General features: G+C 32.6%; 10 protein-coding genes. 8 read left to right on the forward strand and 2 right to left on the reverse strand.

Annotated features, from left to right (window positions below; genetic code table 11):
• The first annotated feature begins 1 nt into the window (after position 1).
• A complete protein-coding gene (locus MJQ71_RS14990; protein WP_238807442.1) occupies positions 2-676 on the forward strand; it encodes a nitroreductase family protein in 675 nt (224 codons plus the stop codon).
• On the opposite strand, the gene msrA is transcribed toward MJQ71_RS14990, so the two are convergent.
• Complete coding sequence (gene msrA, locus MJQ71_RS14995; protein WP_238807443.1) at positions 677-1,342, reverse strand: peptide-methionine (S)-S-oxide reductase MsrA; 666 nt, start codon at positions 1,340-1,342, stop codon at positions 677-679.
• 76 nt (positions 1,343-1,418) lie between these two features.
• On the opposite strand from msrA, the gene MJQ71_RS15000 reads away from it, so the two are divergent.
• The 3 genes from MJQ71_RS15000 (at position 1,419) to MJQ71_RS15010 (ending at position 7,281) form a co-directional block, all read left to right on the forward strand.
• Complete coding sequence (locus MJQ71_RS15000) at positions 1,419-2,309, forward strand: PPK2 family polyphosphate kinase (RefSeq protein WP_238807444.1); 891 nt, start codon at positions 1,419-1,421, stop codon at positions 2,307-2,309.
• A gap of 236 nt (positions 2,310-2,545) precedes the next feature.
• On the forward strand, positions 2,546-5,884 hold the full coding sequence (gene mfd / locus MJQ71_RS15005; RefSeq protein ID WP_238807445.1) for a transcription-repair coupling factor: 3,339 nt from the start codon (positions 2,546-2,548) through the stop codon (positions 5,882-5,884).
• A 104-nt stretch (positions 5,885-5,988) separates the two neighbouring features.
• A complete protein-coding gene (locus tag MJQ71_RS15010) occupies positions 5,989-7,281 on the forward strand; it encodes an SUMF1/EgtB/PvdO family nonheme iron enzyme (protein WP_238807446.1) in 1,293 nt (430 codons plus the stop codon).
• A 45-nt stretch (positions 7,282-7,326) separates the two neighbouring features.
• Here the strand turns inward: MJQ71_RS15010 and MJQ71_RS15015 are convergent, their stop codons facing one another.
• Positions 7,327-8,013 (reverse strand): ComF family protein, encoded by a 687-nt coding sequence (locus MJQ71_RS15015; RefSeq protein ID WP_238807447.1) that lies wholly within the window; start codon positions 8,011-8,013, stop codon positions 7,327-7,329.
• A gap of 38 nt (positions 8,014-8,051) precedes the next feature.
• Here MJQ71_RS15015 and MJQ71_RS15020 point away from each other — a divergent pair, with 38 nt between their 5' ends.
• From MJQ71_RS15020 to mnmG, 4 genes are all read left to right on the forward strand, one after another.
• Entirely contained in the window at positions 8,052-8,411 is a 360-nt protein-coding gene (locus tag MJQ71_RS15020) for a hypothetical protein (protein ID WP_238807448.1), read from the forward strand.
• 52 nt (positions 8,412-8,463) lie between these two features.
• Positions 8,464-9,225, forward strand: coding sequence for an exodeoxyribonuclease III (locus MJQ71_RS15025; protein WP_238807449.1), 762 nt, complete (start codon positions 8,464-8,466; stop codon positions 9,223-9,225).
• Between the two features lie 23 nt (positions 9,226-9,248).
• On the forward strand, positions 9,249-12,575 hold the full coding sequence (locus tag MJQ71_RS15030; protein ID WP_238807450.1) for a DUF4175 family protein: 3,327 nt from the start codon (positions 9,249-9,251) through the stop codon (positions 12,573-12,575).
• Between the two features lie 266 nt (positions 12,576-12,841).
• On the forward strand, positions 12,842-14,704 hold the full coding sequence (gene mnmG, locus MJQ71_RS15035; protein WP_238807451.1) for a tRNA uridine-5-carboxymethylaminomethyl(34) synthesis enzyme MnmG: 1,863 nt from the start codon (positions 12,842-12,844) through the stop codon (positions 14,702-14,704).
• Positions 14,705-14,795 lie beyond the last annotated feature (91 nt).

The raw sequence follows: 14,795 nt of genomic DNA on the forward strand, positions 1-14,795 counted from the left end.
AATGTACGAAACCTACAAACATATTCCTTTTCATTCTGCTAATACTTTTACTGAAGAAACGCTCATTCAAAAATCACAACATTATTTTGAACATTTGAATCAACGGCGTTCTTTAAGATTCTTTTCTGAAAAATCATTTCCTATCGAAGTTTTGGAAAATATTATTTTGGCTGCTTCAACAGCTCCTTCAGGTGCAAATAAACAACCTTGGACTTTTTGTGTAGTTTCATCTCCTGAATTGAAACGACAAATCAGAATTGCCGCTGAAGAAGAAGAACACATTAGTTATGATAGCAGAATGTCTGATGAATGGAAAGAAGATTTAAGACCGTTGGCAACCGATTGGCAAAAACCATTTTTAGAAGTTGCTCCGTATTTGATAATTGTTTTTAAAAGACCTTATGAGATTGAAGTAGGAGGGAAGAAACATCAAAACTATTATGTAAACGAGTCGGTTGGGTTAGCTTGCGGTTTCTTATTAACGGCTGTACACCAATTGGGCTTGGTTGCACTTACTCACACACCAAGCCCAATGGATTTTCTTACCAAAATCTTAAATCGTCCTTCCAACGAACGTCCATATTTACTTATTCCTGTTGGTTATCCTGCCGAAAATGCAACAGTACCAGATATCAAAAGAAAGTCAAAAAATGAGGTTTTGGTTTGGTATAAATGATTATTCTTGACTTTTAATTTTATCTTTAAAAACCTTTTGAAATTTTTCAACCTTTGGCTTAACGACCATTTGACAATAAGGATTTGAGCCATTCAAGTTGAAATAATCTTGGTGATAATTTTCGGCTTTATAAAAAACACTAGCCGGCTCTAACGTAGTAACAATTGGTGCGTTGTATGAACCCGAAAGGCTTAAATCATTTTTTATGTTTTCGGTAATTTGCTTTTGTTTACTGTCATGATAAAAAACTGCTGAACGATACTGCGTGCCAATATCATTTCCTTGACGATTTAGAGTTGTTGGGTCGTGTGTTTTCCAGAAAACTTCAAGTAATTCTTCAAAACTAATTTTTTGTGGATTGTATGTTATTTGACAAACTTCTGCATGTCCTGTTTCTCCTGTACAAACATCTTTATAACTTGGATTTTTTACAGAACCGCCCATATAACCCGATTCTACTTTTTCTACGCCTTTCAACTTTTGAAAAACAGCTTCAACGCACCAAAAACAGCCAGCCCCAAATGTTGCAACAGCCGTTGGTGATAATGTAGTATTCTCTTGACTTACATTTTCTTGATTCATTTGCTTAACTTTGTTTTTTACAATTTGTGCTTTCGATAAAAACCCAAAAAGCACAAATACTATTATTTGAATACATGTTTTCATTTTAACAAATATCTTTAGTTTTATGTTTCTTTATTTTTAACCATAATTCTTTCTCAATTACAATATTCTTCTGCTCATGAAAAAAATTAATGTCGATGATTTTAAATTTAACGGAAAAGGAAAGTTTTCAATTAAGAAAACAGAGACCAAAGTTAATGATTTTTATGATGATAATGAAGATTATGAAACCTCCTTACAAATACTCCAAAAAGAGTTAGATGAGCTTCAACAAAAAATGTTTGCCCATAATAAATATGGTTTTTTAGTGATATTCCAAGCAATGGATGCCGCAGGAAAAGATGGCACTTTGAAAGCGGTTTTTTCAGGAGTTAATCCTCAGGGCTTAAGATTTTATTCTTTCAAACGTCCAACCGAAACCGAACTTGATCATGATTTTCTTTGGCGTTCAAATGTACAATTGCCCGAACGTGGAACAATTACTGTTTTTAACCGTTCCTATTATGAGGAAGTTTTGGTTGTGAAAGTACATCCCGAAATTTTGCAAAATACACAAAAACTTCCTGTCGAAGAATTCAAAAACATAGACAAAGTTTGGAAATATCGTTATGAAGATATTGCTAATTTAGAAAAATATTTATTCCGTAATGGGATTCAGATAATTAAGTTCTTCTTAAATGTTTCTAAAAAAGAACAAACTAAAAGATTAATTGAACGAATTGAAGACCCTTCAAAAAACTGGAAATTTGAAGAACAAGATGTGAAGGAACGAGATTTTTGGAATCAGTATCAAAATGCATACGAAGATGCAATCAATGAAACATCAACTGAAAATTGTCCTTGGTATGTAATTCCTGCTGATGATAAAAAAAATATGCGGTTAATTGTTGCTACCATTATAGCAAAGCATTTAAAAAGCCTTGATATTGATTTTCCTAAATCTGATTTAAATCGTCAAAAAATGCTTCAAAGTCTCATTGAAAAAATTAGAAGTCAAGAAAAAGCTTAGTTTCGTAATTAAACCAAATTAAAATTTTATAGCGAAATTTGTATTTTAAGAATAATTCATAAAACCCTAGTATTAAGTACTTTATGAAATTTTGTTAAAATTGGCATTAGCCATTAAAACATAAAATATTTAGACACTTTTATACATTGTTATTTTGTCTTTTTTACCTTTGCTCAATATTTTCAGGACGCAGAAAACAATCTGCGTCCCTTTTGTATTTATAAATTTACAAAATTGTGAAAGCTTACGAATTATTAAAAATCTACGAAGAAGATAGTTTTATTAAAACACTTATCGAAGAAATAAAGTCCAAAAAGAATGTTCAACTAAAAGGGCTTTCTGGTAGTTTGGATGCAATCATTGCTTGCATCAATTACCGACTCAATCCTCAGCACCATATTTTTGTTTTAAATGACAAAGAAGATGCCGCCTATTTTTATAACGATTTACAAAATCTGATTGGAGAAGAAAATGTTTTTCTTTTTCCAATGTCTTATAAAAAACCTTATTTGTATGAGGAAATTGATAATGCTAATGTGCTTCAACGTTCGGAAGTATTAAATCAACTTAATAATGACAAGTCAAATTTGCTTATTGTTACATATCCAGAAGCTTTATCGGAAAAAGTAATTAATAAAAAATCTTTGATTGCCAATACACTTCAAGTTAAGGTTGGTGAAAAACTTGATGTTAGTTTTATTTCAGAACTATTGGTTTCCTATGATTTTGAAAAAACTGATTTTGTTTATGAACCTGGACAATTTTCAATTAGAGGTGGAATTGTAGACGTTTTTTCTTATGCTTCCGAATTTCCATGTCGCCTTGAACTCTTTGGAGATGACATCGATAGTATTAGGCTTTTCAACCCCGAAAGTCAACTTTCATTGCAAGAAGTGAATCAAATTAACATTATTCCAGATGTACAGAGTAAATTAATTCAAGAAAATAGAGAATCGTTTTTTAATTTTTTTCGCAATAAAAGTTCAATATGGATAAAAGACGTAGAATACTCTTTGGAATGTATTGAAGATTGTTTTAATAATGTTGAACAACAATTTCAAAAAATACTCGATCAAAGCGGCGGAATTAAATTAATACTAAAACCCGAAGAACTTTTCGAGACTCGAAGAACATATTTGAATGAAATCAAAAAGTTTAATGTAGTAGAATTTGGCACAAAATTATATTTCAAGGATGCTGAAAAAATGATTTTCCCGTCAAAAGCACAACCTTCTTTTAATAAGGATTTTAAAAGACTTATTGATAACGTCAAGGAAAATCAATCAAATGGCATTACTACTTTAATTACATCTGATTCGGTCAAACAACTTAATCGATTGGATTCTATTTTTAATGAAATTGACCCACTAACCAAATTTCAATCACTAGAAATTTCACTTCGTGCTGGTTTTATTGATGAACTTACAAAATTCGCTTGCTACACTGACCATCAAATTTTTGACCGCTATCATCGTTTTAAAGTGCGTGATAAATTCAGCAAGTCAAAAGCCCTTACTTTGAAAGAATTAAAGTCACTTCAAACTGGTGATTTTGTTACACATATTGATTATGGTATCGGTCGATTTGCAGGATTAGAAAAAATTACGGTCGGAGACAAAGAACAAGAAGCTGTACGGTTAATTTATCGTGATAATGATATTTTACTTGTCAATATTCATTCACTCCATAAAATAGCAAAATATTCTGGAAAAGAAGGAACTCCTCCGACGATGAGCAAATTGGGTTCGGGTGAGTGGGAAACCAAGAAATCAAAGGTTAAACGCCAAGTAAAAGATATTGCAAAAGAGCTTATTTCACTCTATGCCAAACGTCGATTAGCACCTGGTTTTCAATTTTCAAGAGACGGTTTCATGCAAGCAGAACTTGAATCTTCTTTTCTTTATGAAGATACGCCTGACCAAGCTAAAGCAACTAATGATGTAAAAGACGACATGGAAAAACCGTATCCAATGGATAGATTAGTTTGTGGAGATGTTGGTTTTGGAAAAACTGAAGTTGCCATTCGTGCCGCATTCAAGGCAGTTGCTGATAGTAAACAAGTTGCTGTTTTAGTTCCCACTACAATTTTGGCCATGCAACACCATAAAACATTTGCAGAAAGATTATCAAAACTACCTGTAAATGTTGAAGAAATAAGTCGTTTTCGTTCTTCTAAAGAAATTGCCCAAACCTTAAAAAACATAAAGGAAGGGAAAACAGATATATTAATTGGTACGCATCGAATACTAAATAAGGATATTGATTTTAAAGATTTGGGTTTGTTAATTATTGATGAGGAACAAAAATTTGGTGTCAAAGCAAAAGACCGCTTAAAAGAGATAAAACATAATGTTGATGTTTTAACATTAACTGCAACACCGATTCCTAGAACACTCCATTTTTCATTATTGGGTGCTAGAGACCTTTCTATTATTTCAACTCCACCACCAAATCGTCAACCTGTTACTACGGAGGTTCATGTTTTTAAAGAAGAATTGATTCGTGACGCAATAAGTTATGAACTTAAAAGAGGTGGACAAGTTTTCTTTGTACATAACCGTGTGAATGATATTGAGTCAATTGCTAATATTATTTTACGCCTTGTTCCAGACGCCAAAATTGGTATTGCTCATGGTCAAATGGATGGTGATAAATTAGAAAAAGTGATGATGAAATTCATCGAAGGCGAATACGATATTTTGGTTTCAACTAATATTATAGAGTCAGGACTTGATATTTCAAATGCAAATACAATCATTATTAATCAAGCTCAAAACATTGGTATGTCAGACCTACATCAAATGCGAGGTAGGGTAGGGCGTTCAAATAGAAAAGCTTTTTGTTATTTGTTAACTCCGCCCATTTCTCTTCTTTCTAAAGATGCACGTAAACGCTTACAAACCCTCGAAGAGTTTTCGGATTTGGGCGATGGTTTTAAAGTTTCAATGAGAGATTTAGATATTCGAGGTGCAGGAAATTTATTAGGTGCTGAGCAAAGCGGTTTTATCAATGATTTAGGTTATGAAACTTATCATAAAATTCTTGATGAGGCTGTTCAAGAATTGAAAGAAAATGAATTTAAAGACTTATTCATGAAAGATTTATCTTCGATTGAAGATTTACATTTACCAGATTGCCAGATTGAAACTGACTTGCAAATCATTATTCCTGAAAAGTACGTTAGCAATATTTCTGAAAGACTTTCTCTTTATAATCAACTAGATAACATTGAAAAAGAAGAAGAACTTCAAGAATTCCAAAAGTCTATCATTGATAGATTTGGACCGATGCCATCAGAAGTGAAAAATTTGTTTAAAATAGCCAGAATTAGATGGAAAGCCGAGCAAATAGGATTTGAAAAATTAACATTAAAAAACAATATACTCAAAGGATACTTCGTTTCACAAGAGCGTACAGAATATTTTCAGACCGAAAAGTTTGGCAAAATTCTTGATTATATTAAAACTAATCCAAAGCATTGTTCACTTAAAGAAATCAAGTCTAAACTGCTTCTAACGGTTGAAAAAGTACAATCTATTGATGATTTAGATAAATTATTGAGTGGTATTGTCTAAAACATCAACATTCTTAATTAATTGATTTTCAGATTTTTACTGAAATATATACTGAATTACCTATTTTTGCAAAACGAATTTAATTAACAAAAATCATTCCGAAAATGAAAAAACTACTTTTTAGTTCGACTGCGGTTGCATTAGCTTTAACGCTAATTCTAAGTGGTTGTTCGAGCAAAAAGAAAGCTTCAAGTATTAATCCTGGTCGTAAAAGTACTGCAACAGGAATTACTTATGGCAAAAAAAGTAAGAAAGGGAAAGAGCCTGAAGGATTACAAGTGAAAGACTTTAAGGGTCAACCTGCTGGACCGAACCTAGTTTTTATCGAAGGTGGTCGATTTACGATGGGAACTGTTGAAGAAGATGTGACTTTTTCTCGTGATAACCTTGAAAGAACTGTAACAGTTTCGTCTTTCTATATGGATGAAACTGAAATTACGAATCTTCACTGGATGGAATACCTTCATGCTATTCAAAAAGATTCTTCTCAAGAGTTTTATGAAACAGCTCTTCCTGATACAACGGTTTGGCTAAACAAACTTTCATTCAACGACCAATTCACAGACCAATACTTACGTTATCCTGGTTTTAGATTCTACCCAGTTGTTGGTGTTTCTTGGGTTCAAGCTTCAGATTTTTGTAAATGGAGAACAGAAGCTGTTAACGGGGAAATGGCAAAAAGATTTGGTGATAAAACCAAGACAGCTAAAAATAATGCTAAAGGATTTGGTAAGAAAAAGAAAGGAGAACCTGTTGCTGAAGCTCCAACTGCTAAAACTGGCGGTCGTTTAGCCATTGAATCTGGTAATGTGCTTCCAGCATATCGCCTTCCAACTGAAGCAGAATGGGAATATGCTGCAAAAGCCATGATTGGAACTCAATATATGGATGAAAATCAGTCAAATCAACGTATTTATCCTTGGGATGGCTCTTCGATGCGTAAAAACAAGGGCAAACAAAAAGGTACAATGCTTGCCAATTTCAAGCGTGGTCGTGGTGATTATGCTGGTATCGCTGGGCATCAAAACGATAGAGGTATTATTACTATGGAAGTTTACGAATTCCCACCTAATGATTTTGGATTATATAATATGGGTGGTAATGTAAACGAATGGGTTTATGACCTTTACCGACCAAACTCTTTCCAAGATGTGAATGACTTAAATCCAATTCGTCGTAATGATTTCTTAGATGAAGAAAAAATGTACGATAAAAAGAACTTTAATTCATTAATTGATAATAATTTGAGAGTTTATAAAGGAGGTTCTTGGAACGACGTAGCTTATTGGTTATCACCAGGTACTCGCCGTTATCTAGACCAAGATTCTTCTACTGCAACTATTGGTTTCCGTTGTGCTATGATTGCAATTGGTCCAAAAGGTAAACGAAAATTATAAAACGAATTTTAAAATCCCCTCCCAAAAAGAGGGGATTTTTTATTTTTAGAAGGCCGCAGCAATCGTTATAATTGATATATCTTTAGCTCCAGCATTTAACAGTGTTTTACCGAAAGACTCAATCGTAGCTCCAGTTGTTAATACATCATCGACTATTGCAACTCTTTTACCCACTATTTTATCTTTATCCACTACTTCAAATATGTTTTCCACATTTTGAAATCGTTCATATCTACTTTTCTTTGTTTGCGTATCTGTATGAATATTTCTTTTTATAGCTTTACATTCAAACGGCCTATTTAATGCCACTGAGAGGCCTTCAGCGATACAATCTGCTTGGTTATATCCTCTTTGTTTTTGTTTGCTCTCATGCAACGGTACACCTATCAATACATCTATTTTATTTTCAAAGCCAACTGTTTTTAAATCAACCCCATATAATTTTCCAAGCAGCCTCCCAACTTCTGGTTTATTTCTATATTTAAGTTCGTGTAAAAGCTTTTGAACTTTTCCTTTTTGTGAAAACTTCATAAACGTTAGCGTATTAGAAACTAAAAGTTTACCCCAAAACCGATTTGAAATTTGTTCTAGACTTTCAATATGTGAATTTGTTCTTGGTAAGTCTACGATACATTTTATACAAATAAGATTTTCTCCGCCTAAAAGTGTATCTCCACATGCTTCGCAGCATCTTGGATAGATTATATCTAAAAAATGCGTAAACCATTTCATAGTGTTTGTTTAAGTTTGTGTGTAAATAATATGTATGTATGAATCAAGAAGACAATATTTTAAAAGAAAACTGGCAAACGTTATTAAATTTTTTAAAGAATAACCTTGGCAAAAAACCAACAGACCTTAATGGCGTTTTATTTCTCATTGGCGTTCAAGAACTTGGACAAGGTAAAAAAGTTTTTACAAAAGAGCAAAAACAAGACTTAATGCACATTGCAATTTGTAAAGTTTTAAGCTTTGGAAATTACTACGAACTTGAAGGAAGAGACCAAGATGGTTGGCCTCATTGGAAATTAATTAACCCATTACCCAATTTTGATATACTTTCACAAGAAAAACTTCTTAAACATTTTGTATTAGAATATTTCAGAAAAGAGGTTGGACTTCACATATAATTTATTTTTTTGTAAAAATATTAATCTTTCTAATCTAAAATTTTTACTAAATATGAAAATCATTTCTTACAACGTTAACGGTATTCGTTCGGCAATCAATAAAGGTCTTATTTCTTGGCTACAAATAAGTAAACCTGATATTCTATGTTTACAAGAAATCAAATTATCAGAAACAGAGTTGGTTAGCCCCCTTTTTGAAGAATTAGGCTTTTTTTGCTATTGGTATCCTGCCCAAAAACGTGGTTATAGTGGCGTTGCTATTTTATCTAAGCAAAAACCAAATCATGTTGAATACGGAATTAGTAATCATTTGTATGATTCTGAAGGCAGAGTTCTTCGTGCTGATTTCGATTCTTTTTCTATCATTAGTGCCTATTTCCCTTCTGGCACTTCTGGCGATGAACGACAAGGATTAAAAATAAAATTCTTAGACGAATTTTACGTTTACATTCAAGAACTTCAAAAAGATTTTTCAAATTTAATCATTAGCGGTGACGTAAACATCTGTCATCGGGAGATTGACATCCATAACCCTAAGAGTAACGCAAATTCATCTGGGTTCCTACCTGAAGAACGTGCATGGGTTGGCAAATTTCTTGATATGGGTTATATAGACTCATTCAGGTATTTTAACCAAGAACCACATAATTATTCTTGGTGGTCATATCGAGCTGGTGCAAGACAAAAAAACCTTGGTTGGCGAATAGATTATCATTTTGTTTCTGTGGGTCTAAAAAATCAACTTAAAAATGCTGCCATTTATCCCGAACAATTGATGTCTGACCATTGTCCAATAGAACTTTGTTTACTTTAAAATTTATTAAACTCATATAAATCATGTCAATATCTGTAAAATCTATTTTTTCAAAAATAGATGATTATAAACGAAAGTACTATAAAAACCTACTCATTAAAGGGTCTTTATTTACATTGGCTTTGATATTCTCCTCTTTTTTGCTTGTTAATACAGTAGAATATTTTGGTCGTTTTAACTCTACAATTAGAGCTTTATTGTTTTTTGCTTTTTTAGCTTTGGTTATTTATTCAATTATTTATTGGATAATAAAGCCTTTACTTTATCTTTTTCACTTTAATGAACCTTTAACTTATGAAAAAGCTGCTCAAGAAATTGGCAAGTTTTTTCCCGAGGTAGGAGATAGGCTGTTGAATACGCTTCAGTTAGCTCAACTTTCAGATACTGACAATTCTCTGCTTCAAGCAAGCATTAGTCAAAAAACAAATGAGTTGAGATTTGTTAAATTTGCGGACGCCATTAAAATCAATGAAAATAAAAAGTATCTAAAATATACCATTCCTCCACTAATACTTATTTTATTGATTGCAGCTATCTCACCTAAATTTTTTAAAAGTAGCACAGAACGAATTGTTTACTTTCAAAAAGATTTCGCTGAAGAAGCCCCTTTTAAGTTTAAAATTACTAATTCTGAACTAAAAGCTGTTAAAAACGAAGATTTTAACTTGAGCCTTACTTTGATTGGTAATGCAGTTCCGGAAGCTGTTTATTTAGTCGCCAATGACCGTAAGTTTAAAATGAATTCGGTTGATAATAAACACTATACTTTTGTTTTCTCGAAAGTTCAAAATCCTGTTGATTTTCATTTTTTAGCTTCTGGCTTTAAATCTAATGAATTTGAACTCGAATTAATTAGTCGGCCAAATTTACTTTCTTTTGATGTTTCCTTAAATTATCCTTCTTATCTCAATAAATCTAACGAAAGTTTTGATAATGTTGGAAACCTTGTCGTACCCGAAGGAACTACTGTTGAATGGAATTTCCGTGCTACAAATACAGATTCTCTATATTTATTATTTGAAAATGAACCTAAGCATTTATCTAAAGATGGCTTTGGCGATAACTTTTCTTATGTACGTCGCTTAAAAAACTCTTCTTCTTATAAAATTCAACTTAATAATGAATTTAGCTCTAATCGAGAAAACATTGATTTTTACATTAACGTTATTCCTGATAAATATCCGCAAATTCAATTAGAGCAAATTCGAGATACTACGCTTTTCAACTATATAGTTTTGGGAGGAAATATAAATGATGATTATGGTTTAGCTCTATTTAAACTTTTTTATCGTCCAGTACGTGAATCTTCACTCAATCAAACGCCTGTTTTTACTTCTATTGATGTCGCATTCAACAAATCTCAAATATCTCAGAGTTTCTATTACCAGTTTCCACTTATTGATTTGAAGCTCAATCCTGGTGAAAAAGTTGAATACTTCCTACAGCTTTGGGATAATGATGGTGTGAATGGCTCTAAAAGCACAAAAACGCCCATTCTGACGTTTTCTTTGCCTTCAGTGAAGAATTATGAAGCCGAAGTTGAAAAAGCCACTGAGAAGACCGAAAACATGCTTGAAAAGCTAAATGAAAAATCTAAGAAATTAAAGAATGACCTTAACAATCTTGAGAATAAACTGAAAAGTAAAAAAGACTTAGACTTTCAAGAGAAAAAACAATTAGAGGAATTATTAAAAAAGCGTGATGAGCTCGTTTCTGAAATGAAAGCCTTGCAAGAACAATTTGAAAAAATGCAAGAAAAAACAAATCGTTTTCAACAACAATCTCCTGAACTCCAACAAAAAATGGAGCAACTCAAAAAACTTATGGATGAAGTCATGAATGATGAAACCAACAAAATGTATGAAGAGTTGAAAAAAATGATGGAAAAAGGGCTTGATGAAAAAACAGTTGAACAATTAGAAAAACTCAAAAATCAAGAGCGTAATATCGATAAAGATATTGATAGAACACTTAAACTATTCAAGCAACTACAATTGCAGCAGAAAGTTGAAAAGGCAGCTGATGAATTAGAAAAGCTTGCTGAAAAACAAGAAAAACTTGCTGATGAAACTCAAAAAAATGGCAAAGAGCAAAACACTCAACAAAAAGATGCGAAAAATGATGATTTAAAAAAGGAACAAGAAAAATTATCTAAAGAGTTTGATGATAAAAAAGAACAATTGAAAGATATCGAAAAACTAAGTAAAGAATTAAAAAAAGAGATTGACCAACAAAAAGAAGAACAGGAAGAAATTTCGAATGATCAAGAAAATTCAGAGCAACAACTTGAGGAAAATCAAAATGATTCCGCTGCTAAGAATCAAAAGAAAGCTGCCAAGAAAATGAAGCAAATGGCTCAGAAAATGAAAGAATCTATGAAGAGCCAAGAAATGAAAGAAATGGATGAAGATATGGATGCTTTAAGAGCGATTCTTGAAAACCTTGTTAAACTTTCTTTTGACCAAGAAAAGATAATGAAAGATTTCCGTAGCATGAATGTGTCTGACCCTCGTTTTGTTAAACTTTCACAAGAGCAACTTAAACTTCAAGATGATGCCAAAATGATTGAAGACAGTTTATATTCTCTTGCTAAAAGAGTTCTTCAGATTCAATCTTTCGTTACAAAAGAAGTTACTTCTATGAGAAACTCAATGGATGAAAGTGTAAAGTTTATCAAAGAACGTAAACTGAATGTGGCATCAGCTAAACAACAATTCTCAATGACCGCCATCAATAACCTTGCATTAATGCTCAGCGACACTTTTAGTCAAATGCAACAAATGATGGCTAATGCTATGCCTGGGCAAGGCGGAAAAGGTAAGAAAGGAAAAGGTGCTTCTCCTATGTCAATTGGAGAAAAGCAGGATGATTTAAACAAATCTATGGAAAAGCTTTCTAAGTCAGGCAAATCTGGAAGAGGCTTATCAGAAGAAGCTGCTAAGCTTGCACAAGAACAATCGCAACTTAGAAAACGTATCAAGCAAATGCAAGATGAATTAAAAGGCACTGAAATTGGCAAAAAGCTAGGTAATGAATTAAAAGAACTCGAGAAAAAAATGGACGAAAACGAAACTGATTTAGTTAATAAAAGAATCAATCCAGATTTAATAAAACGCTCTCGTGATGTTCAAACTCGTTTGCTTGAAGCGGAGAAGGCGGTTCAACAACAAGAAGAAGATCCAACTCGTCAATCTAAAGCAGCTCAACAATTTAATCGTTCTTCTCCACCTTCAATGGATAAGTTTTTACAGGAAAAACAAAAGCAAGTGGAATTAATTCGCACAGTTCCTCCCAATTATACACCTTTCTATAAGAAACAAACTGATAATTATTTCAGAAAAATTAAGTAAACATTATTCTTCTTAAATTTGCAGGGACGCACCAATTGCGTCCCTTTTTTGTTTCTTTAATTAATCCACTATTAATTAATTTTGAACAGGTTCTATTATATGGCTTTAATTATCCCTTTTTCAAACACTTTTACTTTACTTATTTTTAACACCGTTTATCGGAAGGAAATCATCCAATAAACAATACAAAATTTTCACGTTTCACGTGAAACAATGGATTTTATAAAAACACAAACGTTTCACGTGGAAACATAAATAAAAACACAATGTTTAAAGAATACGATGTAATTGTAGTGGGTGCTGGTCATGCAGGATGTGAAGCAGCAGCAAGTGCAGCAAAAATGGGCTCGTCAGTATTATTGGTAACAATGAATATGCATACCATAGCTCAAATGTCATGTAACCCAGCAATGGGTGGTGTCGCAAAGGGACAAATAGTTCGTGAAATAGACGCTTTAGGTGGTCAATCTGGAATTATAAGTGATAAGACAATGATTCAATTCAGAATGCTTAACCGTTCTAAAGGACCAGCAATGTGGAGTCCAAGATGCCAAAGTGATAGAATGATGTTTGCCCAAGAATGGAGAGATACGATGGAAAACATCCCAAACCTTGACTTTTGGCAAGAAATGATAGAAGGACTGATAATAAAGAACAATAGGGTGGTAGGAGTGCGTACAGGGATGGGTATTGAAATAAAAAGCAAAAGTGTGGTACTAACCAATGGTACATTTTTAAATGGTAAAATACATATTGGTGAGAAAAACTTTGGAGGAGGAAGAACAGGAGAAAAAGCTGCTCATGGAATAACTGAACAATTAGTAGAACTAGGTTTTGAATCAGGAAGAATGAAAACAGGAACTCCGCCACGAATAGATGGGCGTTCTTTGAACTGGGATTTTATGGAAGAACAAAAAGGAGATGATAATCCAGAAAAGTTTTCATACACAAATACACCAAAACTTACCAAGCAAAGGAGTTGCTATGTAACATATACAAACGAAAAAGTTCACGAAGTACTAAGAAAAGGATTCGACAAATCTCCAATGTTTAGTGGAAGAATCAAAGGCTTAGGGCCAAGATACTGTCCATCAGTTGAAGACAAAATCAATCGATTTGCAGATAAAGATCATCACCAAATATTTGTAGAGCCTGAAGGTTGGAATACGGTAGAAATGTATATCAATGGTTTTTCAACATCATTACCTGAAGAAATCCAGTACGAAGCGTTAACAAAAATAAAAGGTTTTGAAAATGTAAAAATGTTTAGACCAGGTTATGCAATTGAATATGATTTTTTTCCCCCAACTCAATTAAAATTAACACTAGAAACGCACTTAATAGAAAACCTTTATTTTGCAGGACAAATAAATGGAACGACAGGATATGAAGAAGCTGCATGCCAAGGATTAATGGCTGGAATAAATGCACATAACAAAGTGCATGAAAAAGATGAATTTATACTTAAAAGAAACGAAGCATATATAGGAGTTCTAATTGATGATCTTGTAAATAAAGGAACGGATGAACCATACAGAATGTTTACTTCAAGAGCGGAATTTCGCACTTTGTTAAGACAAGATAACGCAGATATAAGACTAACTGTGAAAGGATATCACTTAGGATTGGCAGACGAGAATAGATTAGAAAGAGTTCTTTACAAAAAAGAAACTTCAGAGAAAATTGTAAAAGAAATAAAAAATAGGAAAATTTCTCCAGACGATGCAAACGGATATCTAGAACAAATAGGTTCAGCTATGTTGAGAGAAAAATCATCATTTTATAGTATTCTAAAAAGACCCGAAATTGATATTGAACATATCAAAACCTTGGATAATGAAATGGCTGAATATTTGAGAAACTTCGACGAAGAAGTGATTGAACAGGCAGTTATTCATGTAAAGTATGAAAGCTACATAGAAAAAGAATTACTAATGGCCGAAAAAATGTCTCGTTTGGAAGATTTAAATATCAATCCAAACTTTGATTATGAAAGATTACATTCTATTTCGATTGAAGCAAGACAAAAACTTAAGAAAATAAAGCCACAAACTTTAGGGCAAGCCTCTAGAATAAGTGGAGTCTCACCAGCAGATATTTCAGTAATTATGATTCACCTAGGAAGGTAAAATAAACAATATGCTAATAATGAATAGAAAGAGAAGGACGAGTATTCAAATTTAACATATAAGATTTTGGTGCATAAAGTTCGTTTTTAAC

It is taken from the genome of Emticicia aquatica (assembly GCF_923079645.1).
Classification (GTDB): domain Bacteria; phylum Bacteroidota; class Bacteroidia; order Cytophagales; family Spirosomataceae; genus Emticicia; species Emticicia aquatica.